Source organism: Amycolatopsis acididurans (genome assembly GCF_012328925.1).
In the GTDB taxonomy this organism is placed as follows: domain Bacteria; phylum Actinomycetota; class Actinomycetes; order Mycobacteriales; family Pseudonocardiaceae; genus Amycolatopsis_E; species Amycolatopsis_E acididurans.
This window is the reverse complement of sequence record NZ_JAAXLS010000011.1, coordinates 49,288-76,022: the sequence shown is the minus strand read 5'-3', so window position 1 is coordinate 76,022 and position 26,735 is coordinate 49,288. Positions and strand designations below refer to the sequence as shown.

Annotated in this window: 29 protein-coding genes; 12 read left to right on the top strand and 17 right to left on the bottom strand. The window is 70.0% G+C overall.

Annotated features, from left to right (window positions below):
- Positions 1 to 4 precede the first annotated feature (4 nt).
- Positions 5 to 772: a hypothetical protein gene (locus HFP15_RS18175; RefSeq protein WP_312871638.1), complete on the top strand. Its 768-nt coding sequence runs from the start codon at positions 5 to 7 to the stop codon at positions 770 to 772.
- Positions 773 to 775: 3 nt separating this feature from the next.
- Here the strand turns inward: HFP15_RS18175 and dprE2 are convergent, their stop codons facing one another.
- The 5 genes from dprE2 to HFP15_RS18150 all read right to left on the bottom strand — a co-directional run bounded on the left by dprE2 (position 776) and on the right by HFP15_RS18150 (position 4,191).
- Positions 776 to 1,513 (bottom strand): decaprenylphospho-beta-D-erythro-pentofuranosid-2-ulose 2-reductase, encoded by a 738-nt coding sequence (gene dprE2 / locus HFP15_RS18170; protein ID WP_168517123.1) that lies wholly within the window; start codon positions 1,511 to 1,513, stop codon positions 776 to 778.
- Positions 1,514 to 1,534: 21 nt separating this feature from the next.
- The gene (locus HFP15_RS18165; protein ID WP_168517121.1) at positions 1,535 to 2,095 is read right to left on the bottom strand and encodes a DUF4383 domain-containing protein; all 561 of its coding nucleotides are present in this window, start codon (positions 2,093 to 2,095) and stop codon (positions 1,535 to 1,537) included.
- 83 nt (positions 2,096 to 2,178) lie between these two features.
- On the bottom strand, positions 2,179 to 2,991 hold the full coding sequence (locus HFP15_RS18160) for an ABC transporter permease (protein WP_168517118.1): 813 nt from the start codon (positions 2,989 to 2,991) through the stop codon (positions 2,179 to 2,181).
- Positions 2,951 to 3,751, bottom strand: a complete 801-nt coding sequence (locus HFP15_RS18155) for an ABC transporter ATP-binding protein (RefSeq protein ID WP_168517116.1) — start codon at positions 3,749 to 3,751, stop codon at positions 2,951 to 2,953. The genes HFP15_RS18160 and HFP15_RS18155 overlap by 41 nt, the downstream gene beginning before the upstream one ends.
- Positions 3,748 to 4,191: a MarR family winged helix-turn-helix transcriptional regulator gene (locus HFP15_RS18150; protein ID WP_168517114.1), complete on the bottom strand. Its 444-nt coding sequence runs from the start codon at positions 4,189 to 4,191 to the stop codon at positions 3,748 to 3,750. The genes HFP15_RS18155 and HFP15_RS18150 overlap by 4 nt, the downstream gene beginning before the upstream one ends.
- A gap of 110 nt (positions 4,192 to 4,301) precedes the next feature.
- On the opposite strand from HFP15_RS18150, the gene HFP15_RS18145 reads away from it, so the two are divergent.
- Together HFP15_RS18145 and HFP15_RS18140 are read left to right on the top strand one after the other, a co-directional pair.
- Positions 4,302 to 4,679 carry a YciI family protein gene (locus HFP15_RS18145; RefSeq protein ID WP_210717476.1) on the top strand — a complete coding sequence of 126 codons (378 nt, stop codon included), beginning with the start codon at positions 4,302 to 4,304 and terminating at the stop codon, positions 4,677 to 4,679.
- Positions 4,676 to 5,866, top strand: a complete 1,191-nt coding sequence (locus HFP15_RS18140; RefSeq protein WP_168517110.1) for an RNA polymerase sigma factor — start codon at positions 4,676 to 4,678, stop codon at positions 5,864 to 5,866. Before HFP15_RS18145 ends, HFP15_RS18140 begins: the two co-directional genes overlap by 4 nt.
- 39 nt (positions 5,867 to 5,905) lie before the next feature.
- Here HFP15_RS18140 and HFP15_RS18135 read toward each other — a convergent pair whose 3' ends face one another.
- Positions 5,906 to 6,493 carry a TIGR03086 family metal-binding protein gene (locus HFP15_RS18135; RefSeq protein WP_168517108.1) on the bottom strand — a complete coding sequence of 196 codons (588 nt, stop codon included), beginning with the start codon at positions 6,491 to 6,493 and terminating at the stop codon, positions 5,906 to 5,908.
- 67 nt (positions 6,494 to 6,560) lie between these two features.
- Positions 6,561 to 6,983: a protein-tyrosine phosphatase family protein gene (locus HFP15_RS18130; RefSeq protein WP_168517105.1), complete on the bottom strand. Its 423-nt coding sequence runs from the start codon at positions 6,981 to 6,983 to the stop codon at positions 6,561 to 6,563.
- A 31-nt stretch (positions 6,984 to 7,014) separates the two neighbouring features.
- On the opposite strand from HFP15_RS18130, the gene HFP15_RS18125 reads away from it, so the two are divergent.
- Positions 7,015 to 8,493: a plasmid pRiA4b ORF-3 family protein gene (locus tag HFP15_RS18125; RefSeq protein WP_312871637.1), complete on the top strand. Its 1,479-nt coding sequence runs from the start codon at positions 7,015 to 7,017 to the stop codon at positions 8,491 to 8,493.
- A gap of 88 nt (positions 8,494 to 8,581) precedes the next feature.
- Here HFP15_RS18125 and HFP15_RS18120 read toward each other — a convergent pair whose 3' ends face one another.
- On the bottom strand, positions 8,582 to 9,541 hold the full coding sequence (locus HFP15_RS18120) for a nucleoside hydrolase (protein WP_168517103.1): 960 nt from the start codon (positions 9,539 to 9,541) through the stop codon (positions 8,582 to 8,584).
- A gap of 12 nt (positions 9,542 to 9,553) precedes the next feature.
- Here HFP15_RS18120 and HFP15_RS18115 point away from each other — a divergent pair, with 12 nt between their 5' ends.
- Together HFP15_RS18115 and HFP15_RS18110 are read left to right on the top strand one after the other, a co-directional pair.
- A complete protein-coding gene (locus HFP15_RS18115) occupies positions 9,554 to 10,309 on the top strand; it encodes an acyltransferase (protein ID WP_168517101.1) in 756 nt (251 codons plus the stop codon).
- Between the two features lie 15 nt (positions 10,310 to 10,324).
- Complete coding sequence (locus tag HFP15_RS18110) at positions 10,325 to 11,260, top strand: DUF2332 domain-containing protein (protein WP_168517099.1); 936 nt, start codon at positions 10,325 to 10,327, stop codon at positions 11,258 to 11,260.
- Here the strand turns inward: HFP15_RS18110 and HFP15_RS18105 are convergent.
- Both HFP15_RS18105 and HFP15_RS18100 read right to left on the bottom strand, forming a co-directional pair.
- A complete protein-coding gene (locus HFP15_RS18105) occupies positions 11,247 to 11,774 on the bottom strand; it encodes an NADPH-dependent FMN reductase (RefSeq protein WP_168517097.1) in 528 nt (175 codons plus the stop codon). The genes HFP15_RS18110 and HFP15_RS18105 overlap by 14 nt on opposite strands.
- A 9-nt stretch (positions 11,775 to 11,783) precedes the next feature.
- The gene (locus HFP15_RS18100) at positions 11,784 to 13,208 is read right to left on the bottom strand and encodes a short-chain fatty acyl-CoA regulator family protein (protein WP_168517095.1); all 1,425 of its coding nucleotides are present in this window, start codon (positions 13,206 to 13,208) and stop codon (positions 11,784 to 11,786) included.
- Positions 13,209 to 13,434: 226 nt separating this feature from the next.
- Here HFP15_RS18100 and aceA point away from each other — a divergent pair, with 226 nt between their 5' ends.
- Positions 13,435 to 14,715, top strand: a complete 1,281-nt coding sequence (gene aceA, locus HFP15_RS18095; RefSeq protein WP_168517093.1) for an isocitrate lyase — start codon at positions 13,435 to 13,437, stop codon at positions 14,713 to 14,715.
- 75 nt (positions 14,716 to 14,790) lie between these two features.
- On the top strand, positions 14,791 to 16,395 hold the full coding sequence (gene aceB, locus HFP15_RS18090; protein WP_168517091.1) for a malate synthase A: 1,605 nt from the start codon (positions 14,791 to 14,793) through the stop codon (positions 16,393 to 16,395).
- Between the two features lie 115 nt (positions 16,396 to 16,510).
- On the opposite strand, the gene HFP15_RS18085 is transcribed toward aceB, so the two are convergent.
- From HFP15_RS18085 to HFP15_RS18055, 7 genes are all read right to left on the bottom strand, one after another.
- Complete coding sequence (locus HFP15_RS18085; RefSeq protein WP_168517089.1) at positions 16,511 to 16,966, bottom strand: nuclear transport factor 2 family protein; 456 nt, start codon at positions 16,964 to 16,966, stop codon at positions 16,511 to 16,513.
- An 83-nt stretch (positions 16,967 to 17,049) separates the two neighbouring features.
- Positions 17,050 to 18,303, bottom strand: a complete 1,254-nt coding sequence (locus tag HFP15_RS18080; RefSeq protein ID WP_168517087.1) for a glycosyltransferase family 4 protein — start codon at positions 18,301 to 18,303, stop codon at positions 17,050 to 17,052.
- Positions 18,304 to 18,381: 78 nt separating this feature from the next.
- Positions 18,382 to 18,792 carry a hypothetical protein gene (locus HFP15_RS18075; RefSeq protein WP_168517085.1) on the bottom strand — a complete coding sequence of 137 codons (411 nt, stop codon included), beginning with the start codon at positions 18,790 to 18,792 and terminating at the stop codon, positions 18,382 to 18,384.
- Between the two features lie 168 nt (positions 18,793 to 18,960).
- Entirely contained in the window at positions 18,961 to 20,409 is a 1,449-nt protein-coding gene (locus tag HFP15_RS18070) for a 1,4-alpha-glucan branching protein domain-containing protein (protein ID WP_168517083.1), read from the bottom strand.
- Positions 20,406 to 21,173 (bottom strand): class I SAM-dependent methyltransferase, encoded by a 768-nt coding sequence (locus HFP15_RS18065; protein WP_168517081.1) that lies wholly within the window; start codon positions 21,171 to 21,173, stop codon positions 20,406 to 20,408. Before HFP15_RS18065 ends, HFP15_RS18070 begins: the two co-directional genes overlap by 4 nt.
- Positions 21,174 to 21,203: 30 nt before the next feature.
- Complete coding sequence (locus HFP15_RS18060) at positions 21,204 to 22,031, bottom strand: ATP-binding protein (protein ID WP_312871636.1); 828 nt, start codon at positions 22,029 to 22,031, stop codon at positions 21,204 to 21,206.
- 98 nt (positions 22,032 to 22,129) lie between these two features.
- Positions 22,130 to 22,972, bottom strand: coding sequence for a DegV family protein (locus HFP15_RS18055; protein WP_168517079.1), 843 nt, complete (start codon positions 22,970 to 22,972; stop codon positions 22,130 to 22,132).
- Between the two features lie 216 nt (positions 22,973 to 23,188).
- On the opposite strand from HFP15_RS18055, the gene HFP15_RS18050 reads away from it, so the two are divergent.
- The 4 genes from HFP15_RS18050 (at position 23,189) to HFP15_RS18035 (ending at position 26,702) form a co-directional block, all read left to right on the top strand.
- The gene (locus HFP15_RS18050) at positions 23,189 to 23,974 is read left to right on the top strand and encodes an electron transfer flavoprotein subunit beta/FixA family protein (RefSeq protein WP_168517077.1); all 786 of its coding nucleotides are present in this window, start codon (positions 23,189 to 23,191) and stop codon (positions 23,972 to 23,974) included.
- A gap of 19 nt (positions 23,975 to 23,993) precedes the next feature.
- Positions 23,994 to 24,953, top strand: coding sequence for an electron transfer flavoprotein subunit alpha/FixB family protein (locus HFP15_RS18045; protein ID WP_168517075.1), 960 nt, complete (start codon positions 23,994 to 23,996; stop codon positions 24,951 to 24,953).
- A 124-nt stretch (positions 24,954 to 25,077) separates the two neighbouring features.
- Positions 25,078 to 25,851 (top strand): GNAT family N-acetyltransferase, encoded by a 774-nt coding sequence (locus HFP15_RS18040; RefSeq protein WP_168517073.1) that lies wholly within the window; start codon positions 25,078 to 25,080, stop codon positions 25,849 to 25,851.
- On the top strand, positions 25,848 to 26,702 hold the full coding sequence (locus tag HFP15_RS18035; RefSeq protein ID WP_168517071.1) for a lysophospholipid acyltransferase family protein: 855 nt from the start codon (positions 25,848 to 25,850) through the stop codon (positions 26,700 to 26,702). Before HFP15_RS18040 ends, HFP15_RS18035 begins: the two co-directional genes overlap by 4 nt.
- The last annotated feature ends 33 nt before the right edge of the window (positions 26,703 to 26,735 follow it).

Genomic DNA, 26,735 nt, shown 5'->3' with positions numbered 1-26,735 from the left:
GGCTGTGAGTGTGCCGAGCAACGAGGTGAATTCTCGAGCGGGTGACGACGGTGAGCGGTTGACCGTCGCCGAACTGCTGCGCCGCGAAGGGCTGACGCAGGAGTTCCCCGCCGTGAAGGACCCCGTCGAAGAACCCGTCGTCGACGACGAGCCGACCGAACGCATCCCGGTGGCCGAACTGCTGCGCCGCGAGGGCCGGTGGGACCGGCGCCGGGCGAGCAAGGTCGGCGCGCTGGCGGCCGGTGTCGCCGCCGTCGCCGGGATCGCGGCGACCGCGCTGAGCACCGGCCAGCTGCACGACACGGCGGCGCCCGCACCGGGCGGCGCCGGTGGCGGGCCCATCGACGCCGGCCACGCCGCGGGCGAGAGCAGCACCTCCTCGCAGATCGCCACCCCACCCGTGACGTCCGCGGGCTCCTCCTCGACCGCGTCCACCAGCGCCGGCAGCAGCGGCACCGGGGCGGGCTCCAGCGCCGCCCAGCAAGCCCAGCAGCATGTGCAGATTCCGGTGCCGAACGCGCTCACCTCGTCGTCGAGCAGTTCCTCGGCTTCGGGTACGTCCTCGCAAAGTTCCAGGTCGGACGTCACGACGACGACCACGAACCAGCCGCCGGCTCCCGCCGCCGCGCCCGCGCCGAGCAGCACCGGATCAAGCAGCACGACCAACAACCAGTCCGGTACGACCTCGCCCACGAGCACGTCGCAGCCCGGCGGTGGGCTGCTCGGCGCCGTCGGTGGCCTGCTCGGCGGGCTGCTGGGCGGCGGCCGGTAGGCCTCAGCGCGGCATCCGCCGCCAGACGGCGCGCGGCAGCAGGCGCATCACGACGAACACAGGGCGCAGGACTCCCGGCACCCAGACCTCACCCCGGCCCCGCCGCAGCGCCTTGACGGTCGCGTCGGCCACCTGATCCGGGGTGCTGGAGAACGGCGCCGGGGACATGCCTTCGGTCATCCTGCCGATGACGAAACCGGGCCGGACCAGCAGCAGCCGGACGCCGGTCCCGTGCAGGGCATCGGCGAGACCGCTCGCGAAACCGTCGAGACCGGCCTTGGCCGAGCCGTAGACGTAGTTCGCGCGCCGCACGCGGATACCGGCCACCGAAGAGAACACCACGAGCTTGCCGTGGCCCTGTTCGCGAAGCAGGTTCGCGAGTTCGGTCAGGATGTTCACGTGCGCGACGTAGTCGGTGTGCACGATCGAGACCGCGTGCGCGGCGTCCTTCTCCGCCCGCTGCTGGTCGCCGAGAATGCCGAACGCCACGACCACCACGTCGAGCGGCCCGTGCTCGGCGACGATCCCGTCCAGCACGCGCCGGTGCCCGGACAGGTCGTCGGCGTCGAACTCGGCGCGCGCGACCTCGGACGCACCGGCCCGGCGCAGCGTCTCTTCCTGCTGGTCGAGATCATCGCTGCGCCGGGCCGCGAGTACCACTTTCGCCGACTTCGCCAGCCGCTGTGCGACCGCGACGCCGATTTCACTGCGTCCACCGAGTACGAGAACCGTTTCGCTCACGCGGAGCAGTGTGCCGGACGGTCAGTGCGCCGTGGTGGTGCGCCTGCCGCGGCGGTACCACGGGCCGCGGCGGTGCCGTGCCGTCTCGGTCGTCTCGGTGTCCGCGGCCACCGGAGCCTCGGCGACTCCGGGCACGTGCACGCGCTTGCGGGCGGGCATGATCGCGATGATCAGGCCGACCAGCGCGCTGCCGATGTGCAGCCAGTTGTCCGCCGCGTTGAGGTTGAGCGGGTTACCGAGGCCGGACACCGGGTTGGTGGAGATGACGCCGGTGATCATCAGGCCCCAGATCGCCACCACCCCGTAGGCCAGGAACAGCACCCAGCCGAACGTACGGGACAGTCCCGACGAGGCCGCCGCCAGCAGACCGATCGCGCCGACCACCACGTGCACCAGGTTGTGCAGCGGGTTGATCATGAACCCGAGCAGCACCTGCTGCTGGTTGCCGGTGAAATCGGAGAAGCCGGTGCGGGCGAATCCGACGACGCCGACCGCCAGGTACACCAGGCCGACGATGCCGGCGAGCACCTGAACAGGCTGAACTCCCTTTTTCCGGATTTCCGCATCTTCTGAACGAGCCATTTCTCGTCCCTTTCACCGGATGAGTACCACGGTTTCCGTGGTGTGACGTTTCGTCGGTTACCCCTTCGGTAATCGGGACAAACTCAGCGCGCGAGGCGTCCGAGCAGGGCGGATGCGACGGCGATGGCCACGGCGGTCGCGCCGACGAGCACGCCGAAGTCCAGCGCGAGCCGCGCCGGAGTGCCGATGAGCAGGCCGCGCAGGGCGTCCACTTCGTAACTGAGCGGGTTTACGTGGTTGATGACCTTCAGCCACCCGGGCATGAGGTCCACCGGATACAGCGCGTTCGAGCCGAAGAACAACGGCATGGTGATCGCCTGGCCGATACCCATCAGCCGATCGCGCGAGAGCACGAGGCCGGCGATCACGATCGACAGGCAGCAGAAGAACGCCGACCCGAGCACCAGCACGACCGCGGTGCCGAGCAGTTTCAGCGGGTTCGCCGTCAGCCCGACCCCGAGTATCGCGGCCAGTATCAGCACGATCAGCGCCTGCACGAGCGCCCGGATCCCGGCGGCGAAGGACTTCCCGGCCACGAGCGCGGCACGCGGGGTCGGCGTGACGAGCAGCTTGGCCAGCACACCCGCGTCGCGTTCCCAGATGATCTGGATGCCGTAGAAGATCGCGATGAACAACGCGGACTGGGCGAGGATGCCGGGCGCGAGATAGTCCAGATACGGCGTCGAGCCGGTGGGGATCGCACGCAGCCGGGTGAAGGTCTCACCGAAGATCAGCAACCACAGTGCGGGCTGGATGGCCCTGGTCACCAGTTCGGTGCGGTCCCGGCGGAGCTTCTGCAGCTCCATCAGGCACATCGTGCCCACGCGGGAGAGCAGCAGCCGTGGCGGGCTCGGGTCAGCCGAGGCGACGGGCGGTGCGGCGAGCGGCACGGACATCGCGGATACCTCCTCCATCGAGCTGGTCGCCGGTCACCGACCGGAATACGTCGTCCAAAGTGGACCCCTCGCCGTGCTCGGCCTCGAGTTCGGCGGGGGTGCCGAGGGCCCGGATGCGGCCGCGGTGCATCAGCGCGATGCGCTCGCAGTACTGCTCGGCCTCTTCCATGTAGTGCGTGGTGACGAGCACGGTCATGCCCGTGTCGGCGCGGATCTGTTCGATGCGCTCCCACACGCTGGTGCGGGCGACCGGGTCCAGGCCGATCGTCGGCTCGTCGAGTATCAGCAGCCGCGGCGAGCTGACCAGCGCCTGCGCGAGCTCCAGCCGCCGGATCATGCCGCCGGAGTAGCCCTTCGCCTCGCGGTCGGCGTCGGCGAGCAGGCCGACGGCCTCCAGCGCGGACTCGACCTGTGCGCCGCGCCGGCGGCGGGGCACGTCGAACAGGCGCGCGAACAGCGCCACGTTCTCGCGGCCGCTGAGCGTCCCGTCGGCCGAAAGCTGTTGTGGCACATAGCCGATCAGGCGGCGGACGGCCATCTTGCGCCGCGTCACGTCGAGCCCGAACACCTCGATGGACCCGGTGCGCGCCGGCAGCAACGTGGTGATCATCCGGATGGTCGTGGTCTTTCCCGCGCCGTTCGGGCCGAGCAGGCCGAACACCTCGCCCGCCGGAATCTCCAGGTCCAGCCCGTCGACCGCCACGGTTTCGCCGAAGGTGTGCCGCAATCCGGTGCAGCGCACGGCCGGTGGACTCGTCATGTCTCCTCCTCGAGTGCGGCCATCAGCCGCCGCAATGCGGGCAGTGCTTCCTCGATCGTTTTCGTGTCCTCTTCGGACAAGGTGGCCAGCGTGTCCGCCATCAGTTCGCTGCGCGCGGTGCGCCAGGTGGCCAGGCGGTCTCGCGCGGCCTCGGTGAGTTCCAACCGTGCCGCGCGGCGGTCGGCCGCGTCGACCGAGCGGGTCAGCATCCCCGCCTCGACGAGCTGGTTGACCAGCGTGCTCACCGAATTGCCTGCCAGGTGCAGTGCGCGGGCCGCGGCCGCGACACCGATGCCCGGCTTGACCTCGACGACGCGCAACAGCTCGATCTGCGCGCCACGCAACGGAACCAGCCCGGGCAGCCGGGCGCGGAGGCGGCGGCGGATCAGCCGTCGTACGCCGAAGACGGTGGTGAGCAGATCGTCGGCGGTGGTACTCATGGCTCGAAGATAGCTCTTAATCAGAGCTATTAGCAAGGCTCAGCGTTCCGCTGGGCGATTGATCCGGTTCCGCGGCACCGAGGCGGGCTATCGTCGTTTTCGTGCTGTACATGCTGCTCATCTACAACTGCGAACGGCCCGAGCCGGGAGATCCCGGGTTCGGGCAGGAACTGGCCAGGGTCAACGCGTTCGCCGACGAGTGCAGGAGGCGGAACGCGCTGGTGACGGGGCATCCGCTGAAAGCGGAGCGCACCGCGACCACCGTCAGCGTGCGCGAGGGCAGGACGCTGATCACCGACGGGCCGTTCGCCGAGACACACGAGCATCTCGGCGGCTACTACGTCCTCGACTGCCCGAGCCTGGACGAGGCACTGGAGCTGGCGGCGTTGTGCCCGATGGCCGAGACGGGCTCGATCGAGGTGCGGCCGGTCGCCGAGGTGCCCGGCGTCGACCACCGCACCGCACAGCAGGTGGCCGACGCCGGATGACCGTGGTGGAGCGGGTCTACCGCGACCACCGCGCCCGGATGCTCGCCGCGCTGGTGCGGCTCTTCGGCGACTTCGAACTGGCCGAGGACGCGCTGCAGGACGCGTGCGCGCTGGCGCTGAGTCACTGGCGCGAACAGGTACCCGAGGACCCGGTCGCGTGGCTGCTGACCGCCGCCCGCAACCGGGCGCTCGACAGGCTGCGGCGGGCGAAGATCGGCGCGGTCAAGGAGGCCGGGACCGCGGCGGACGCGGTGCCCGGCGCCGGTTTCGGTGAGCAGCTTCTGCACGACGTCGGCGACGAGCGGCTGAGCCTGATCTTCACCTGCTGCCACCCCGCGCTGGCGGAGGAGGCGCGCGTGGCGCTCACCCTGCAGGCGGTGGCCGGGCTGACCGCCGGGCAGATCGCACGGATGTTCCTGGTCAGCGAGGCGACGCTGGCGCAGCGCCTGGTGCGGGCGAAACGCAAGATCCGCGACGCCGGGATCAGCCTCGAGGTGCCCGAGGACCACCTGCTGCCCGAGCGGCTGGCCGGCGTGCTCGCCGTGGTGTATCTGATCTTCACCCAGGGCTACACGAGCGGCCCCGGCCACCGTGAGCCGCGGCGGGAGGCGATCCGGCTCGGCAAGCTGCTCGCGACCCTCCTGCCCGGCGAACCCGAGACGCTGGGACTTCTCGCGCTGATGCTGCTGCACGATTCGCGCGCCGCGGCCCGCTACAGCGAGTCGGGCGAAATCGTGCTGCTCGACGACCAGGACCGGTCCCGCTGGAACCACGACGAGATCGCGGAAGCGCTGCGGCTGCTGGACCGGGCGTTGCGGCACGGCAAGCCCGGCCCGTATCAGTTGCAGGCCGCGATCGCCGCGCTGCACACCCAGACCCCGGTCGACTGGCCGCGGATCGCCTCGCTCTACGGGGAGCTGCTCGTGCTCGCCCCTTCGCCGGTCGTGGCACTCAACCACGGCGTCGCCGTCGCGATGGCCGCCACGCCCGCCGAGGGGCTCGCGCTGATCGACCGGATCGACGGCCTGGAGCGGTATCACCTGTGGCACGCCGCGCGAGCGGATCTGTTGCGGCGCATGGGAAAGACGGGCGAGGCGGCCGATGCCTACCGCAGGGCGCGGGAGCTGGCCGGGAACGACGCCGACCGCTCCTATCTCGCGCGGCGCCTCGCCGAACTGTCCACATGAGATGGTGCCGGGGAGGTGGCCGCCTCCCCGGCACGGCGCTCACGCGGGTACCCGCTGCCAGGCGTTGCGCCCCAGGAACGCCAGCATCCGGGTCTGCTCGTCGGCGCCGTCCGGCGCGGTCAGTTCCGCGCCGAAGAATCCCGGGCGGCGCAGCACGTGTGCCCGCGCCCAGTCGAACGCCATCGCCACCAGTTCCGGCTCGATCCTGGGCTGCATGCCGAGCGGATACGCGATGTCCCACCCGTGCGCGACGTGGTCCACGGTCAGCAGCGCGATCAGCGCGGCGACCGGGACCTCGCCCATCCCCGGAATCGACGTCGTCCTGGCCAATGCCTCCGGCGTGAGCGTCGCGACCGCGTCCGCGCGCGCCGCACGCCAGGTCGCGACCGGGTCCGGGCCGGTCAGCACGGCCGGATGCGGCGAGCCGGGCGCGCCCCTGCGATCGTCGTAGTCGGTGCCGGTCGCCCAGGCGCGCACCTGGTGCTGACCCCAGATGACGTGGCCCGCGACGTCCCGTACCGACCACTGTTCGCACGCCGACCGCGCCTCCCACCGGTCCGGATCGACCGCCGTCAGCACGGTGTCGAACCGGTCCTGCGCCAGCCGGTAGAGCTCCAGCGTCTCCATCGCCATTCCTTCCGTCGAGGTGTGCTTGCCACCCGAGGACGAACGGCGCGCGGCGAACTCGACAGCGCTAGGAGAATTTTCTGACGAACCGCCGCTGCCAGGGCGTTTCCACGGCGTGCGGGTGGTAGTGCTCGCGCACGTAGGCCACCGCCTCGGCGGCGGGCACGCCGTCGAGTACCGCGATACACGCCATCGCGGTACCGGTGCGGCCCTTGCCGCCGGCGCAGGCGATCTCGACCCGTTCTTGCTCGGCGCGCCGCCACGCTTCGCGGAACGCGGCGGCCGCCGCGGCGCCGTCGGACGGCAGCCGGAAATCGGGCCAGCGCAGCCACACCTGATCCCATTCGGTGGCGGGCGGCCGGTGGCCGAGCAGATACAGCGCGAAGGCGGGCGCCGGGCCGCCGGGCAGCGGGCGCCGCAGGCCGCGGCCCCGGATCAGCCGCCCGGACGGAAGCCGCAGAACGCCCGGTGTGTGCTGCCACGTCGTCACAGCGGCAGTCTATTTCGCTAAGGTCCTGGGCGTGACTTCCCAGATCTCGACGCTGGCCGGCCGGGGGTTGTCGCACGCCGTGCAGCTCACCGGTTGGGTGGGCAAGGGCAAACCCGTTACGGCCAAAGGGGTTCTGCGTCCCTCCGAGCTGCCGGGGGCAGCGGCCGCGCTCGGGGTGAAGGTGCCCGCCAAGGTGCGCACGGCGGCCGACGTCGCGCCCATCCACTGGCCGTGGGTGGCCGCGGAGGCGGCCGGGCTGATCGAGGTCGGCACCGCGAAAGCCGTCGCGTGCGAAGTGGACGGTGATCCGGCGGAGCTGTGGCTGACGGGGTTGGACGCCGTGCTGCGCGCGGAGTCCCACGACATCGGGCGTCGCGGCGCGTTCACGTTGTGTCGCGCGGTGCTCACCGCGCGGATCGAGGACCGGTCCGTCGAGCACGTGCTGGGCGGCTACGAGGACGGCGACACCGCCGAGCTGTGCTTCCGGCAGAGCGAAGGGCTGCCGGTCGACGACGCGATCGCGCTGCTGCAGAGCTTCGGCGCGCTGGACTCCTCCGGCGAGCCGACGGCACTGGGGGAGTGGGCACGCGAACGGTTCGAGGAGCGCGCACCCGAATCGGTCACGCCCGCCTTGCCGGTCGCGGAGCTGCTCGCCCGGGTCGCCCCGCTGCCCGAGGACGAGGCGTGGCGGCTGGCGCTGCGCTGGTTCGGCGAGCGCCCGCCGGTGTTCGGTGCCTCCCAGCTGCTGCACGCCGCCGAATTCGCCTCGCCGGTGGAACGGGTCGCGGCCGTCGTGGTCGTCGCCGGGTTCGGCGACGAGGTGCTCGCCGCATGGCGGAATGCCTTGCGGTACAAGAACTTGCGGGCGCACGCGGCCGCCGCGCTCGCCGACTGGGGCGAGGGCGGGGGCGTCGACGAGGCGCAGCGACGGTGGCTCGTCGTGGAGTACGCGCTCGCGGCCCGCGCGAAGGGCGGCGTCGAGGACGCGTTCCACTACGTGCGCGACAGCGGTGGCCTGGAGGTGCTGGCCGAGGCCGGGCACCCCGGTGCTGCGGACCTGCATCGCGTGCTCACCACGGCGAACATCCGGATTCGCGTGCGGCAGCTGAAGATCAGCCGCGAAGCCGCGGTGTGGCGCCGGGTGCTCGTGCCGGACTCGCTCACGCTCGCCCGCCTGCACGAGATCGTCGCGCTGCTGCACGGACACTCCGGTGACGAGCTGCACGAGTTCGATGTGGACGGTCTGCGGTACTCGGACCCGTTCTACGGCTTGGCCGACCGTCGCGACGAGCACGAGGTTCGGCTGTCCACAGTGTTCCGGGGTGCGGGCGGCGGCCTGACGTACCGATACGATCTCGCCGCGCCGTGGGAATACCGGATCGCGTGCGAGAAGGTGCTCGCGCCCTCGGCTGAGCTCACCTATCCGCGCTGTGTGGCGGGGGAGGGTGACCGCTTCGACCAGGACGCGGTCAACCGGCGTCTGGCCGCGCTGCGGATTCCTCAGCCCTGACGCGGTAGTCGCGCACCGAAGCGGTCAGATCGCGCAGCGTCGTGCGCAGGCCGGCCCTCTCACGCCGTCGCCCAGGCCATCGCCGCGCTCACCGTGCGAGGCGAGTGAGCAGGAACTCCCGCAGCCCGTCCAGGTCGGTGTCCACCGCGACCTGGACGGAGCTCTTCGCCACGCCGCCTTCGCCCTCGCCGCGCGCGCCGAGCGAACGGCGATCGACCAGCGTGCTGCCGCGGCCGGGCCCGAACGTGGTGTCCACTTCGATCGGGTAGTCCTCGACGCGCAGGATGCCGGGGCTGATCGCCTCGGCGACCGCGACCGCGTCGTGCACCGCGATCCCGTCGATTCCCAGCGATTTGCGGTAGGACGCGAGATAGTCCGGGGTCAGCCTCTCCAGCGCCGCGCCGACCGGACCGGACGCGGCGAGCTTGCCCAGCCAGCCGGTGTCCACGGCGCAGCGGTGGGTGAGATCCAGCGGCACCAGCACACAGGGCACGCTCTCCTCGACCAGCACCCGGCGGGCGGCTTCGGGGTCGGCCCAGACGTTGAACTCGGCGGCCGCGGTGGTGTTGCCGTGCGCCAGTGCGCCACCCATCACGACCAGCCGCGCGATCTTCTCGCGCAGGTGCGGATACGCGGCCAGCAGCAGCGCGATGTTGGTCAGCGGGCCGATCGGCGCGATCGTCACCGGCTCGTCGGCGGCCTCCAGCAGCGAAACGAGCAGCTTGATCGCGCCGCCCGGTTCGACGTCGCGGACCGGTTCGGGCAGCGTGGCCGAACGGCCGGAGAGCCCGTCGTCGCCGTGGATGTGGCCCGCCCGCGCCTGCTGCGGATGCACCAGCGGACGTGCTGCCCCGGCGGCCACTGGCACGTCGGACCGGCCGTTGAGCGCCAGCAGCCGCAGCGCGTTGCGCGTCGTGGACTCCAGTGAGACGTTGCCGAACACCGACGTCACGCCGAGCAGATCGACGTCCTCGGAACGCGCGGCCAGCGAGATCGCGAAGGCGTCGTCCACCCCGGGGTCTGTGTCGATGATCAGTTTCGAGCCCATAGTCTCAAACCTATGACATCGATGTGGGGATCGCCCGTGGTTTCCCGGCTGGGGGCCTGGCGCCGAGCGCGGCGGGACCCGCGTCAGGCGCGGTTTCTGACCGGGGACTCGCTGCGCTGGGTGTTGCGCAACCGTGCCTACACGCCGTGGTACCTGGTCCGGTACTGGCGGCTGCTGAAGTTCCGGCTCGTCAACCCGCACATCATCCTGCGGGGCATGGTGTTCCTCGGCAAGGACGTCGAGATCCACTGCAGGCCCGGCTACGGGCGGCTGGAGATCGGCCGCTGGGTGCACATCGGCGACGGCAACGCGATCCGGTGCCACGAGGGTTCACTGCGGATCGGGGACAAGGCCGTGTTCGGGCGGCAGAACGTGGTCAACGGCTACCTCGACATCGAGATCGGCTCGGCGACGCTGGTCGCCGACTGGGTCTACATCTGCGATTTCGACCACGTGACCAGCGATATCAACCTGCCGATCAAGGACCAGGGCATCGTCAAGTCGCCGGTGCGGATCGGGCCGGACACCTGGATCGGCACGAAGGTCTCGGTGCTCAAGGGCACCCGTGTGGGCCGGGGCTGCGTGCTCGGCGCGCACGCCGTGGTGCGCGGGGACATCCAGGACTACGGGATCGCGGTCGGCTCCCCGGCCCGCGTCGTGCGCGACCGCCGCGCCGACTACGAAGCCGACGCCGAACGCCGCGAAGCCGTGCGCGACATGGCCCGCAAAGCCGACAAAGCCCTGCAGAAGACGCTGGAACAAAACTAGACGGCTCCGCCGCTCATGAAATATGTGTGGAGGATTCCCGACCTGTACCGGGGCTTCGCCGAGCGGGAGGCGCGGCACCGGTCGCCGGTCTACGCGGAGATCTCGGCGCGCATCGCCGAGGACGAGGGGATGCTGGCCTTTCTCGGCGAGTTGCCGAAGACCAAGTGGCAGCCGAACCTGTTCCTCGGCGCGGTGCAGTACCTCTGCGGCCCGGCGCGGGACTGGCCGTGGTTCCGGGCCCGCTTCGCCGAGCGCTCGGACGACATCCGCGCGGTGATGCTCGCCCGCAGCACCCAGACCAACGAACCCGCCCGCTGCGCGACCCTGCTGCCCGCGCTCGCCGCGCTCCCGCAACCGCTTGCGCTGCTGGAGGTCGGGGCTTCCGCCGGGCTCTGCCTGCTGCCGGACCGGTACGGCTACGACTACGGCCGCGTCCGGATTCCCGGCCCGCTGGTCCTGCCGTGCCGCGCCAACGCCGCGACGCCGCTGCCCTCGCGGGTGCCCGACGTGGTGTGGCGAGCGGGTCTCGACCTGAATCCGCTCGACGCCGCCTCCGCCGACGACCGTGCCTGGCTGGAAGCCCTGATCTGGCCCGGTGAGGAGGAACGCCTGCCCCGCCTGCGTGCCGCGCTGGAGATCGCGCGGCAGGAGCGTCCCGGGATCCACCGCGGCGACCTGCGGGTGGATCTTCCGGCGCTGGCCGCGCAGGCCCCCGCCGGGGCGACGCTCGTCGTGTTCCACACCGCCGTCCTGGCCTACGTCCGGGACAAGGCCGAACGCCAGGCATTCGGCGAGTCCGTCCGCGAGATGGGCGCGGTCTGGCTCGCGAACGAGAACCCGGCCGCGATCCCCGGCGTGACGCTGCGCGGCGAGGGCGATTTCGTGCTCGCGCGCGACGGCGGCCCGCTGGCCTGGACCGACCCGCACGGCACGTGGGTCAACTGGCTTTGACCAGGGCTTCGAGCGCGTCCCGCAGGCGGGCGCGGGCTGTCTCGTCGTGCACCAGACCGTCCGCGCCGACCGACGTGCGGCCGACCGGCACCTGCACGCACGCCGCCTCGACCAGGTTCACACTGAGATAGCCGAGCACGATCCGCAGCGAGGCATGTGCGTCGGCCGCCCCGGTCGGTGCCCACGACGCGTTGATCCACGCGACCGGTTTGCCGTACATCGTTTCCGCGCCCACGCTCCAGTCGAGCAGGTTCTTGAACGAGCCCGGCAGCGCGCCCGCGTACTCCGGCGTGCAGAACAACACCGCGTCCGCCGCGCCGAGCCGGGCGCGGTAGTCCGCGACGGCCGGGTGCAGCGGCTCGGTGTCCTCGTCGGGGTTGAAATGCGGCAGCACGGCGAGGCCGTCGAACTCGTCGATGTCCACCTCGGCGGGCGCGATCGCGGTGACGGTGCGCAGCACCGCCGCGTTGGTCGAACCGTCGCGCAGGCTGCCGCACACCGTCAGAATCCGCATCCCGCCAACCTAGCTCTTCGGCACCGCCGGGTACGGCACGAAGGTCGAGGTGTTCTCGTCGACGGTGAGCTGCTTGCCGATCGTCGGGAACGCGCGCTGCGGGCACGCGGGCCGGTCGCACACCTTGCAGCCCATGCCGATCGGCGTCGCGGCCGCGCGGTCGTCCAGGTCGAGGCCGGTCGAGTACACCAGCCGCCGCGCGTGCCGCAGTTCGCAGCCGAGGCCGACGCTGAACATCTTGCCCGGGCTGCCGTACCCGCCGATGTTGCGCTGGATCGTGCGCGCGACCCAGAAATAGCTCTTGCCGTCGGGCAGCGTGGCGATCTGGGTGAAGATCTTGCCCGGCGCGGTGAACGCCTCGTAGATGTTCCACAGTGGACACGCGCCGCCGACCCTGGAGAAGTGGAAACCCGCCGCGGACTGGCGTTTGGACATGTTGCCCGCCCGGTCGACCCGCACGAACGAGAACGGCACCCCGCGCGCCTTCGGCCGCTGCATCGTGGACAGCCGGTGGCACACCGTCTCGAACCCGACGCCGAAGTGGTCGCACAGCCGCTCGATGTCGTACCGGTACCGCTCGGCCATGGACAGGAACGGCCCGTACGGCAGGATCAGCGCCCCGGCGAAGTAGTTCGCGAGCCCGACCCGCGCCAGTGACCGCGCGGCCGGTCCGGAGAACGCCCACGAGTCGGCCAGCTCGGTGATCAGGTCGTCGTACTCCAGCAGCGCGATCTGCGAAGCCATCCGGAACGCACGCTGCCCGATGCGCAGGCTGGGCGCCATCCGCAGCACCCGCGCGTCCGGTTCGTAGCGGTGCTGCTGGCCTCGCGCCTCGTCGATGCCCTCGGTCGTGATCTGCACCCCGTAGTGGTCGGTGAGCCGGTCCTGCAGCACCCGGTGCACGTTGCCGGGCCGGAGGTCCATCTCCGCGGCCATCTTCTCGGCGCGCTCGTCCAGTTCGGCCACATAGTTCTCGCGCTCGTAGAAGAAGTCGCGGACCTCCTCGTGCGGCAGCGGCGCGGCGGCGCTGCCGTGCAGGCCCATGCCGTTCTCGGTGACCAGCGCGGCCGTCGTCTCGACCGCGTTGCGGTAGCTGCGGTGCAGTTTGACCAGTGCCTGCGCCACGGTCGGCAGGTTCGCCGCGAGATCGTTCAGCTCGCTCATGGTCGCCTCGACGCCGACCGCCTCGTCGAGCAGCGCTTCCTTCACGTCGGCGACCAGCCGCGCGGTGTCGTTGTTGGCGAAGAACTCGGTGTCCACACCGAACGCTTCGGTGATCCGCAGGAGCACTGGAACGGTCAAGGGACGCGAGTTGTGCTCGATCTGGTTGAGGTAGCTGGGGCTGATTTCCAGCAACCTGGCCAGGTCCGCCTGGCTCATCGAGCGGCTCTCGCGCAGATGCCGCAGCTTCCCGCCGGCGAAAGTCTTGTCCACCACAGGGCTCCTCCGAGGAGATCTTCCGGACCTTACCGATCAAGAAACCGGTTCAGTCACCAAGTTTTGCCGTGATTGCCAACGAACGGTTCGCAACCTTTGCAACATGCTAGGGAAGATTCGCAGAAATTGGCAAATTGGAGCGGTGGCGCTGTTTCTCCAGCTCATGTCATGGTCATGGCAGACAGCGAGTCAATCGCAAAGTTTGCAAAGGTGGAGACGTCCAATGACGCAGAACTTCGAACAGGCGGCCGCGGAGCTCGCCAAGCAGTGGGAGACCGACCCCCGGTGGAAGGGTGTCAAGCGGTCCTACAGCGCGGCAGACGTGATCAAGTTGCGGGGCAGCGTGGTCGAGGAGCACACCCTGGCCCGGCGCGGTGCCGAGAAGCTGTGGGACCTGCTGCACACCGAGGACTACATCCACGCGCTCGGCGCGCTCACCGGTAACCAGGCCGTCCAGCAGGTCCGCGCGGGCCTGAAGGCGATCTACCTGTCGGGCTGGCAGGTCGCGGCCGACGCCAACCTGGCCGGCCAGACCTACCCGGACCAGAGCCTGTACCCGGCCAACTCGGTTCCGGCCGTGGTGCGCCGCATCAACAACGCGCTCGGCCGCGCCGACCAGATCAACTGGGCCGAGGGCAACACCGACATCGACTGGTTCGCGCCGATCGTCGCCGACGCCGAGGCCGGCTTCGGTGGCCCGCTCAACGCGTTCGAGCTGATGAAGGGCATGATCGCCGCGGGCGCCGCGGGCGTGCACTGGGAGGACCAGCTCGCGTCCGAGAAGAAGTGCGGTCACCTCGGTGGCAAGGTGCTCATCCCGACCAAGCAGCACGAGCGCACGCTCAACGCCGCCCGCCTCGCCGCGGACGTGCTGAACGTGCCGTCGCTGGTCGTCGCCCGCACCGACGCGCAGGCCGCGACGCTCATCACGAGCGACGCCGACGAGCGCGACCGGAAGTACATCACCGGTGAGCGCACCTCGGAGGGCTTCTACAAGGTCACCAACGGCATCGAGCCGTGCATCGACCGCGGCCTGGCCTACGCCGAGTACGCCGACCTGCTGTGGATGGAAACGTCCACTCCGGACCTCGAGGTCGCGCGCAAGTACGCCGAGGCGATCAAGGCCAAGTACCCGGACCAGATGCTGGCCTACAACTGCTCGCCGTCGTTCAACTGGAAGAAGCACCTCGACGACGACACCATCGCCCGCTTCCAGCGCGAGCTCGGTGCCATGGGCTACAAGTTCCAGTTCATCACGCTGGCCGGTTTCCACGCGCTGAACTACTCGATGTTCGACCTGGCGCACGGCTACGCCCGCGAGGGCATGACCGCCTACGTCGACCTGCAGGAGCGCGAGTTCGGCTCGGAGGAGCGCGGCTACACCGCGACCAAGCACCAGCGTGAGGTCGGCACCGGCTGGTTCGACCTGGTTTCGACCGCGCTGAACCCGGAGAGCAGCACCACCGCGCTCACCGGCTCGACCGAGGAAGCCCAGTTCCACTGACCCGCAGACCGGGGCGGGTGCTTCCACGAAAGCACCCGCCCCGTCCCTTTTCCCAGTGCCCGAGGAGAGGCCGTCATGTCAGCTAGGTTCACGTCCCGGATCGACGTCGCCGGTCCCGCGGGGGAGCGGTTCGACCAGATTCTCACCCCGGCCGCGGTGGACTTCATCGCCAAGCTGGACAACGCCTTCGCCGGCCACAGGCGCGAACTGCTCGACGAGCGGCGCCGCCGCCGCGAGCAGCTGGCCTCGGGCGAGCGGCCGCTCGGCTTCCTGCCGGAGACCCGCTGGATCCGCAACGACAATTCGTGGCACGTGGCGCAGCCCGCGCCCGGCCTCGAGGACCGTCGCGTCGAGATCACCGGCCCGACCGAGAAGAAGATGACGGTCAACGCGCTGAACTCGGGCGCGCGGGTGTGGCTGGCCGACTTCGAGGACGCGACCTCGCCGACCTGGCACAACATCATCGGCGGCCAGCTCAACCTTTACGACGCGATCCGCCGCAACACCGACTTCGAATCCAACGGCAAGCGCTACACCATCGGCGACTCCCCGGCGACGATCGTCGCGCGGCCGCGTGGCTGGCACCTGGTGGAAAAGCACATCCGCATCGACGGGCGGCCGGTTTCGGCGAGCCTGGTGGACTTCGGGCTGTACTTCTTCCACAACGCGCGGCAGCTGATCGCGCGCGGCAGCGGCCCGTACTTCTACCTGCCGAAGCTGGAGAACCACCTCGAGGCCCGGCTGTGGAACGACGTGTTCAAGCTGGCGCAGGACGAACTCGGCATCCCGCGCGGCACGATCCGCGCCACGGTGCTGATCGAGACGATCACCGCCGCGTTCGAGATGGACGAGATCCTCTACGAGCTGCGGGAGCACTCGGCCGGGCTGAACGCCGGGCGCTGGGACTACATCTTCTCGATGATCAAGAACTTCGCCGACCACGGCGCGGACTTCGTGCTGCCGGACCGGGCGCAGGTCACCATGACCGTGCCGTTCATGCGCGCCTACACCGAACTGCTGGTCAGCACCTGCCACAAGCGCGGCGCGCACGCGATCGGCGGGATGGCGGCGTTCATCCCGAGCAAGGACCCGGAGATCAACGCGGTCGCGATCGAGAAGGTGCGGCAGGACAAGGAACGCGAGGCCGGCGACGGTTTCGACGGGTCCTGGGTCGCACATCCCGGCCTGGTGCCCGTGTGCGGGGAGGTCTTCGACAAGGTGCTCGGCGGCTGGCCGAACCAGCTCGGCCGCCTGCGTGAGGACGTCTCGGTCACCGAAGAGGATCTGCTCAACGTCGCGAGCGCCGGTGGCGAGGTCACCGAGCAGGGCGTGCGGGGGAACATCAACGTCGCGCTGCGCTACATCGACTCGTGGCTGCGTGGTACGGGTGCCGCGGCGATCTTCAACCTCATGGAGGACGCCGCGACGGCCGAGATCGCGCGGTGCCAGGTGTGGCAGTGGGTTCGCAACGGCACGAAGCTCGACGACGGCACCGCGGTGACGCCCGAGCTGGTGTCGCGGTGGCTGGACGAGGAACTCGCGTCGGTGCGGGCCGACCTGGGTGACGCTGCCCGGCTGGACGATGCGAGGGAGATCTTCACCGAGACCGCACTCGGGGATAAGCTGCCGAGCTTTCTGACCACCGGCGCCTACGCCCGCTACCTCACCGATCTCACCTAGGAAGTCCGGGTTCCCTCCTCCTGACGGGGAACACGGTTAGCGCTGATCTCTGGCCGGACAGCGCGCGGAAGGCCCGATAGGAACCCCAACTTCCTATCGGGTCCTTTTCGTGTCCTCAGAACACCGGGATGCTCCGGCCGCGTTCCGACTCGGGGCGCGGCCCGAAGATCCGGCGCTCGCTCTCGTCGATGGGCAGGTCGTTGATGCTCGCCTCGCGGCGGCGCATCAGGCCGTCCTCACTGAACTCCCACAGTTCGTTGCCATAGCTGCGAAACCACTGGCCCTCGGCGTTGTGGCATTCGTACTGGAAGCGCACGGCGATCCGGTTCCCCCGGAACCCCCACAGCTCCTTGCGCAGCGCGTAGTCCAGCTCGCGCTCCCATTTCTCGGTCAGGAACCGCACGATCTCCGCGCGCCCGGTGACGTGCCGGTCGCGGTTGCGCCACACCGAGTCCTCCGTGTAGGCCAGTGCGACCTTCTCCGGATCACGCGTGTTCCACGCGTCCTCCGCGGCCTGCACCTTCTGCGCGGCGGTCTGCTCGTCGAACGGTGGAAACGGCGGGCGTGACATGGGCGATCCCTTCGGAGAACGTTGGTTCTCCGGCGAGGATAGGAGCGCCGGGCTTCGGGGGGCAAGTGCGATCGAACCGGATCTCAGTCCTGGAAGGCGTTTCCGGTGGGGATCTTGGGCCGCGGCAGTTCGGTGACCCCGGTGGGGCGCGCCCTGCGGTACACCTCCGCCGTCGCCTCGGCGATGCGGCCCCAGTCGAAGTCGGCGGACAGGCGCGCCTTCGCGGTGCGCGCACGGTGTTCGGCGGCGGCGCGGTCCCGCAGCACGGTGTCCACGGCCGTGCCGAGGGCGGTCACGTCTCCGGGGGCGAAGGCCAGCCCGGTCACCCCGTTGATCACGACCTCGCCGAGGCCACCCGCGGTCGAGGCCACCAGCGGCGCCTGCGCCGCCGCGGCCTCCAGCGCCACGATTCCGAACGGTTCGTACCGGCTGGGCAGCACGACGGCGTCCGCCGCCGCGAGCGCGGCCCGCAGTTCACGGTCGGGCAGGTGCCCCGCGAAGTCCACGGCACGCCGGATCCGCAGCTTCCGCGACTGCTCGATCAGCTCGTCGAGATGCCGCCCGCGTCCGGCGACGACCAGCCGCGTGCCGGGGTGGTTCCGCCGGATCTCGGGCAGCGCGGCCAGCAGGTCCTGTACGCCCTTCTCCCATTCCAGGCGCCCGAAGTACAGCAGCAGAGGTTCACCGGCGGGCGCGTATCTGTGCCGTGCCTCGGCGATCTCGTCCGGCTGCACCCGCCAGCCGTGTTCCTCGATGCCGTTGTGGATGACCGTGATGTCCTCGCCCGCGAGGTCGAACAGGCCCGCGACCTCCGCGCGCATCGCCTGCGAGCAGGTGATCAGCTCGTCGGAACGGTTGGCCAGCCACCATTCCACCGAGTGCACCTGCTGGTTGAGCGGATGCGACAGCCAGCCCGAATGCCGGCCCGCCTCGGTCGCGTGGATGGTGCCGACCAGCGGTGCGCGCACGGCGTCGGCCAGTGCGATCGCCGGATGCGTGACCAGCCAGTCGTGCGCGTGCACCACGTCCGGTTTCCACGTGCGCAGCAGCTCCAGCCCGGCGCGGATCATCGCGTGGCCCATCGACAGGGTCCACGCGACGAGATCGCGCTCGAACGTCACGTGCAGCGGATCCTCCGCGACCCGGATGATCCGCACACCCTCGACCAGGCGGTCGGTGGTCGGGTGCGTGTGCGCGTCGGTGCCCGCGACGTGCCGGCACAGCACGACGACCTCGTGCCCGTCACGCACGAGATGCGTGGCCAGGGCGTGCACATGGCGGGCGAGCCCGCCGACGACGACCGGGGGGTACTCCCAGGAGAGCATCAGCACGCGCATGAGGCGAGGTTACTCACTGGTCAACTAAGACCAGAACCTTCTGAGCGTCCGCTTTCCTTGATCGTGACGCGGGTCACGTCACAGCACCAGCACGCCGAACACATCCGAGTAGGCCGAGGCGTACAGATCGGTCTCGGGATGGAACACGCGCAGGGTCAGCTGTGCGGAAAAGTCGAAGCTCACGCTGATGCCGAACGTGCCGTCGGGGTGGCACGAATCGCTGTCGAGGTCCACCCACATCCCGCCCTGCAGGCTCTGCACGACGACGGGCTCGGTGCCGCCGTCGATGCGCGACTCGCGGGCGAGGTCCAGGCTGCCGTCGATCTTGAGTTTCTCGCCGACCCGCACGCGGTCCTTCTCCGCCTTGGCGTGCACGGCGACCTTGGCCTTCGGGGCCGCCGGTGCGGCGTTCGCGGCCGGCACGGCGATCAGCATCGCACAGCCGACCAGCAGCGCGACCAGCGTCCGGCGAAGCAGTGATCCGTTCATGAGTGAAGTGGACCACCGTGGCGGCCGGAAAGCGCCGGAATCCGCCCGAACGGGAGGGCACGACCACCTGCGTAGGTGACGTGGCCGTCGCGGCCGATTCTGTCGGTGACCCTGGGCTAGGTTGCCGTGCGGGCAGAGAAACGGGGTTTCGCTGGTCAGCCACCCCGGCTACAGCAGCCGCGCGTCCAGGTGACCGAAAACCCTGTCCTCCCATGGCAAATCGGCCGTCCCGGCCGCGATGGCGTCAAAACGTCCGGTGTGGACGGTCGCGCGGCGGCGGGCGTAGTCGGCGGCGGAGTCCTTCGTCACCATGAACGCCCAGTCGCTGGAGAGCGCGAGCATCGCCTCGGTCACGGCCAGGTCGCGCACCGGATCGCGGAACCGGGTGCGCGGCAGGGCCAGCAAACGCCGCTGCAGCGCGGTGTTCGTCTCGACCATGTCCGCGACCTGCTCGCCGTCCCAGACCCGCCAGTCCTTGCCCGAACCCCACGACGAGGCCGGCAGGTCCACCGGGTCACCGAGGTGTCCGGCCTCCAGCGCGCCCCCCAGCGTCGTCACGCGCACGCCCGCCTCGGGCAGCGCACGCAGGATGCCCTCCAGCCACGCCGGTCCCTCGTGCCACCAGTGCCCGAACAGCTCCGTGTCGTACGCCGCCACGACGAGCGCCTGCCGCCCGTGCTCCTCCCGCAGTGACCGCAGCCGGGTCACGACCGTGTCCACGAAGTCCTTGACGTGCACCCGAAGCGTCTCCTCGGCCAGCTCGGGTTCGTAGGGCGCCTTGTCCTGCGGGGCGACCTGTTTGCCCGTGACCCGTGACGGCTTCAGCCCGACCTCGTGCGCCCAGGTGTGGAAATCCCGGTAGTTCGCGTGGCCGGGATAGCCCGCCTTGGGCGACCAGACCCGGTAGGTGACCTCCAGATCGCGCCCGAAGCACACGACGTCCGACGAGCCCACCGTGTGCGCGGCGAAGGTGTCGCCGCGCAGGGAGGGGCCGTCGACGAGGAACCGTTCGACCCCGGCGGCCGCGTACCCCTCCTCCATGCCGGGCGCGTAGCCGCATTCCGGTGCCCAGATGCCCGCCGGGCGGCGGCCGATGCGCAGCGCGGTGTCGTCCAGCCCGGTCCGCAGCGCGAACTCCCGCACCCGGGGCTCCAGCAGCGGCTGGAACGGATGGGTCAGCGGACCGCCGAGCAGCTCGATCACGTCGGAGTCCACAAGGGACCGCAGCATCGGCGAGAAACCGTGCCGCCACTGCGTTTCGAAGGCGTCGGTGGCGCGGGTCGCGGCGAGGTGCTCGGCCGCGCCGAGATCGCGAAGACCCGGCAGGGTGCTCGCCTGCAGTGCCCGCAGCTGCCAGTGCCCGAGCCACTCGTGGAACGTGCGCAGGCAGTACGGATCGTCGAGCTGCGCGGCCAGTACAGGCGTCACGCCGAGCGTGAGCACGTCGCGGCGGCCCTCCTCGGCGAAGCGGCGCAACAGGTTCACGACCGGCAGGTACGAATGCGCCCACGCCTGGTAAAGCCATTCCTCGCCGACGGGCCACGAACCGTGGTGGGCCAGCCACGGCAGATGACTGTGCAGGACGAGGCAGAACGTGCCCTCTTCGCGCGTGCTCACCGGGCCACCGCGATCAGGTCGAGGCTCTCGTCGAGCCGGTCGGCACTGATCTCGAAGCCGTCCGCGCGGATCGCCGCGACATCGCCCAGCAGCGCTTCCGGCCACCGCGCCTGGCCCGGCAGCGAGCCCAGCACGACGTCGAGCTGGGCGTCGATGATCGAACCGCCGTACCGCTGGTCCAGCGCGCGCACCGCGGGGCCGTGGTGCAGCCCGTGCAGCAGCTCGACCTCGAAGCCCGCCTCGCGCAGCAGTTCGTCCAGTTCGGACGGTGACAGTTCCCTGGTGTGGTAGGGATTCAGCGGGGTGTCACTGTCCGGGGTGAAGGTCAGCCTGTTCGGCGTGGTGACCAGCAGCCGTCCGCCGGGTCGCAGTACGCGACGGCATTCGGCGAGAAACCCGGCCTGGTCCCACAGGTGCTCGATCACCTGGAAGTTGGCCACGACGTCCACTGTGGACTCCCGCAGTGGCAGGAAGGCCAGGTTTCCCCGCACTGTCCCCAGCTGTGGATAACTCCGCGCGACGTGCGCCGTGGTCGGCTCGTCGTAGTCGAGCGCGAGCACCCGCGCGGCTCGTTCCGCGATCAGGGCGGCGCCGTAACCCTCGCCGCATCCGGCCTCCAGTACGGTCGCGCCCGCGCAGTAGGGCAGCATCGCGCGATAGGCCGCCTCGTGCCGCCGGAACCAGTAGTTCTCCTCCGGGATGCCGGGAACGGTCCGCTCCCCGGTGAGATGCAGCGCTTCGGCCCGCGCCGATGAGGTCGTCACGCCCGCGACCCTACTAGTGGGTAGCGGCGCCTACGAGGGCCACTTGCGGAGGATGACGGACCAGGAGGTGCCGTCGACACGGAACTCGGGCACCGGCGACCCGGCCCGCGCCATCGCCGCGTGGATGCGCCAGATGCCGCGGCCGAAGCGGTTGACATAGCCCAGGGCCTTCATCGTCCTGGCGAGGCCGGGATTGCGGTAGTCGTTGACGCGGTCGAAGTTGTCCACCCGCACCTGGCCGAACGGGCCGCCGGGGTTGATCACCTCGATGCGGTCGTCGAACCAGGAGATGCGCACCGGCGCGTGCGACCGCTCGTAGTCGCGGTGCATGAGCGCGTTCATGCAGGTCTCGCGCAGCGCCTCCAGCGGATAGTCGGGCAGCTGCTCCTCGCGGAACAGGCCCTCACCCTCGGCGAGCCGGGTGCGCAGATGGCTGCTGAGCAGCGCGCTCAACCGGGTGGCGACGCCGACCAGATTGGTCCGCAGCTCGTGCTGATCGATGACGGGAGAGTCGGGGTCGGTGCCCTGGTAGCGCACGAACTGGACGTACGCGCCGGGCACGTGCGCGGTGGGATCGGTGCCCACGGCGAGCACGCCCAGTGCCGTGGGCGTGCCGCCGGCGGTGGTCAGCCGGAGCCAGGCCAGATCCGCCTCGACCGGGCGCTGGTTGTCCTCCAGTGCTTCGGTGGCCACGAAGGAGGGCAGATAGGTGGTCCGGAAGAGTCGCAGGTCGAGGTCACGCTCCGTCGCCGTCGCGATCGGTCTCGCGTCGAACGGTGCGGTCGAAAAGCGTCTCAGCTCGGTCTCCAACCGCTGCTCAGCACTGATCTCGTCGTTGGTCGTCGGCAGCGTTTGCACCCAGCGGCTCCTTCGGCTAGTGCGACTGGGCGCACCCTATCGGGTGATGGTTGGGAAATGTTACAGGTCTGTCGAAAAAACTCTGCGTATCACCGCGCTCAGGCCGGCGAGACCGTGATGGACAGCGCGCCCGGCCCGACGTGTGCTCCTATCACCGTGCTGGCCTCGACCACGAGCAGTTCCCGCAGGTTGGCGACGCGTTCGCGGAGGTGATGAGCCAGCATCAGCTCGCGGTCGCTGGGCCGGAAGCACGAGATGGCGACCTCGCTGGGATGGTTCCCGGCGCGCTTGGCCGCCAGATCGGCGAGCTTGTTCAGCGCGCGGCGCGATCCCGGCACGCGGGCCAGCGGAGCGACTTCGCCGTGCTTGACGGTGAGTAGCGGCTTGATCGAGAGCGCGGTGCCGAGCATCGCCTGCGCCGCGCCGATCCGGCCGCCGCGGCGCAGGTATTCGAGGGTGTCCACGTAGATCAGTTCCGAGCTGCTGGTGAAGCGGCGCTCGGCGGCCTCGATGACCCGGTCCACATTGGCCCCCGCCCCGGCGGCGCGAGCGGCGGAAAGCACGGAGAAACCCAGGCTCATCCCGGTCGTGCTGCTGTCCAGCGCGTACACCGGGATCCGCACGCCTTCGGCGGCCTGCCTGGCCGCGTGCACGGTCGCCGACATCCGTTCGGAGATGTGCAGGCTGACGATCGCGTGCGCGCCGGCGCTGACCGCGTCCTGGTATGCCCAGAAGAAGGCGCCCGGATCGGGGGGTGCGGTGACCACCGAGCGTCCTTGTCTCAGTGCCGACACCAGCTCGGCTCTGTCGAAGCGGTTTTCGTCGTCGAGCCGGTCGTCGAGCTGGAGCTGAAGCTGGATGACCTGAATGCCCCACTGCCGGACGAGCTGGTCCGGAAGCGAGGCGGTGCTGTCAGTGACTACCGCTACGGAAGTGGACACGGTGTGTGAGGTTAACCCGAAAGGTCTATGACGTGTAGTCCGTCCGCCGAGAATGCCACGGGGAGTAGCTGAATCGGCTGATGGGAGAAAATGGGACTATAGTCCTAGTAGATTGCGAATCCGGGTGAATGGCGTCACCTCGGGGCGCCAGCGACGCGAAAGTTGCCTAACGTACCGCTCAGTAGGGCTCGAATATCCGAAGGTCGAAGGGGACCCATGACGAAGATTGTTGTCCTGGTCAAGCAGGTGCCAGACACCTATTCGGAGCGGAAACTCTCCGACGCTGACCACACGCTGGACCGTGAGTCCGCGGACGCGGTGCTCGACGAGATCAACGAGAAGGCCGTCGAGGAAGCGCTGAAGATCAAGGAGGCCGGCGAGGGTGAGGTCACCGTCGTCTCGGTCGGCCCGGACCGCGCGACCGACGCCATCCGCAAGGCCCTGTCGATGGGCGCGGACAAGGCCATCCACGTCTCCGACGAGGCGCTGCACGGCTCCGACGTGATCGCCACCTCGAAGGTGCTCGCGGCCGCGATCGGCAAGGTCGAGGGCTACGACCTGATCATCACCGGCAACGAGGCCTCCGACGGCCGCGCCGGTGCGGTGCCCGCGATCCTGGCCGAGACGCTGGGCCTGCCGCAGCTGACCTACGTGCGTGAGCTGACCGTCGAAGGCGGCACCATCAAGGCCAGCCGCGAGACCGACGACGGCCTGACCCACCTCGAGGCGAGCCTGCCCGCGCTGGTGAGCGTGACCGAGAAGATCAACGAGCCGCGCTACCCCTCCTTCAAGGGCATCATGGCCGCGAAGAAGAAGCCGGTCGAGACGCTCACCGTCGCCGACCTCGGCGTCGACGCGGGCGAGGTCGGTCTTGCCAACGCTTTGTCCACTGTGGTCGAGGCGGCGCCGAAGCCGCCGCGCCAGGCCGGGCAGCGCGTCGAGGACGAGGGCGACGGCGGCACCAAGATCATCGAGTACCTGGTCGGCCAGAAGCTCGTCTGAGGCAAGGAGACTTATAACAATGGCTGAGGTTCTGGTTCTCGTCGACCACCTGAACGGCGAGCTCAAGAAGACCACCTTCGAGGCCCTGACCGCCGCCCGCGAACTGGGCGAGCCGTCCGCCGTCGTCGTCGGCACCCCGGGTACCGCGGGCAAGTTCAAGGAGGCGCTGGCCTCCTACGGCGCGGCGAAGGTCTACGTGGCCGAGTCCGAGGACGCCGGCAACTACCTGGTGACCCCGAAGGTCGACGCGCTGGCCGCGGTGGCCGGTTCGGCCTCTCCCGCCGCGGTCGTCGTGTCCGCGTCCGCCGAGGGCAAGGAGGTGGCGGGCAGGCTCGCCGCCCGGCTCGGTGGCACGCTGCTGTACGACGCCGTGGGCGTGAACTCCGACGGCAGCATCGAGCAGTCCATCTTCGGTGGTGCGTACTCGGTGAAGTCCAAGGCCGCCAAGGGCCTTCCGGTCATCTCGGTGCGCCCCGGCGCGGTCGAGGCCGTCGAGGCCGAGGGCGCGGCGGCGGAGGAGACCGTCGAACTGCCGGCGACCGACCCGGCGAAGTCCGCCAAGATCACCGGCGTGGAGCCGGTCGTCGGCGGCGACCGCCCCGAGCTCACCGAGGCCTCCATCGTGGTCTCCGGTGGCCGTGGTGTGGGTTCGGCGGAGAAGTTCGAGGTCGTGGAGAAGCTGGCCGACTCGCTCGGCGCCGCCGTCGGCGCCTCACGTGCCGCGGTCGACTCCGGCTACTACCCGGCGCAGTTCCAGGTCGGCCAGACCGGTAAGACCGTCTCGCCGCAGCTGTACGTCGCCCTGGGCATCTCCGGCGCGATCCAGCACCGGGCCGGGATGCAGACCTCGAAGACGATCGTCGCGGTCAACAAGGACCCCGAGGCGCCGATCTTCGAGATCGCCGACTTCGGTGTCGTGGGTGACCTGTTCAACGTCGCCCCGCAGCTGACCGACGAGGTCGCCAAGCGCAAGGGCTGAGACCCGCAAGAACGGAAAAAGGCGGTCCCGGACGGGGCCGCCTTTTTCCGTTTACTTGACGTGCATTGAGTGGTCACCGGTAAGGACTGCCGGGGGTTGCGTCAAAGCCGGTAAACCTTCACTCATGACGCGGTCACAGCTACTCGTCAGCACCGACGCCGAAGCGCCGGAAGGCGCCGCCCGCTATTCTCTGCTCGTCACCTCGGGAACCGAGGAAGTCGTTGCCGCGCAACGACTTCGCTATCAGGTTTTCGCCGAGGAGATGGGTGCCGGACTCGACACCCTCGTGCCGGGACTCGACGTCGACAGATTCGACGAGTTCTGCGATCACCTCGTCGTGCGTGACGACAACACCGGGGAAATCGTCGGCACCTACCGGATGCTTCCGCCGGAGCGCGCGACCGAAGCGGGCATGCTTTATGCCGACACCGAATTCGATTTGACGAACCTCGCCGCGCTGCGCGGCTCATTGGTCGAGACCGGCCGTTCCTGCGTGCACGCCGACCACCGCGCCGGTGCGGTGGTGAGCCTCGTGTGGGCGGGCATCGCCCGGTACATGCTGCTGGCCGGGCACCGCTACCTCGCGGGCTGTGCCTCCGTGCCGCTGACCGACGGCGGGAGCTACGCCGCCGGCGTGTGGGACGTGATCAGGACCAAGTACTACGCGCCCGAGGAGCAGCGGGTCACGCCGCTGCACCCGTGGGAGGACGAGGACCTGCCGCGGCCGACGCGCTCGGTGCTGCCGCCGCTGCTCAAGGGCTACACCCGGCTGGGCGCGAAGGTGTGCGGCCCACCGGCGCACGACGTGGACTTCGGCGTCGCGGACTTCTTCACCCTGCTGGACCTGCACAACGTGGACGAGCGCTATCTCAAGTACTTCCTCGGGGCGCAGGGATGAGCCACGCGTGGATGCCGGCCTCGCCGTGCGGCGACGGCTGCCTGACCGAGGGCGAGCCCACGGTCGCGTTCCCGCGCCGCGCGCTGCGGATCGCTTCCGCGTGCGGGGTGGTGCTCGTCGCGTTCGCCGCGAGCCCGCTGCTGATGGTGCCGCGCGTGCGGGAACGGTTGGTGCGGTTCATCTTCTCGTCCATGCTGCGCGCGTTCGGCGTGCGCCTGGTGGTGCACGGCGGAACGGAGTTCCGTACCGCCGAGGCCGGCCGCGGTGCCCTCGTGGTGAACAACCACATCTCGTGGCTGGACATCGTCGCGGTCAACGCGATCCGGCCGATGCGCGCGCTGGCCAAGCGGGAGATCGCGGACTGGCCCGTGCTGGGTGCGCTGGTGGCCAAGGGCGGCAGCATCTTCCTCGACCGGGAACGGCTTTCCACGCTGCCCGGCACGATGGCCGCGCTCGCCGACGCGCTGCGGGGCGGTTCGCTGGTGAGTGTCACACCCGAGGGCACGACGTGGTGCGGGCTGGCGTCCGGCCGCTTCACCACGGCCTCCTTCCAGGCCGCGATCGACGGCGGCGTGCCGGTGCGCCCGCTCGCGTTGCGCTACCGGCTCGCCGACGGCCGCGAGACCAGCCGCCCGGCCTTCATCGGGCCCGAATCGCTGATCGACTCCCTGCGGCGCGTCGCGCGGCTGCGCGGGCTCGTGCTGGAGGTGTACGTGTGCGAGGAAATCGCCCCCGGCCGTGCGCGGGACCGTCGTGAGCTGGCGGCGCTGGCCGAGTCCGCGGTGCACTCGGCGCTGGGCACCGTCCGGGCGCCGCGCCGCCGCCGCAAGCTGCCACAACCCGCCGCCTAGTCACTCTGGCGTGTCAGAGAAGGTCTACCCTGG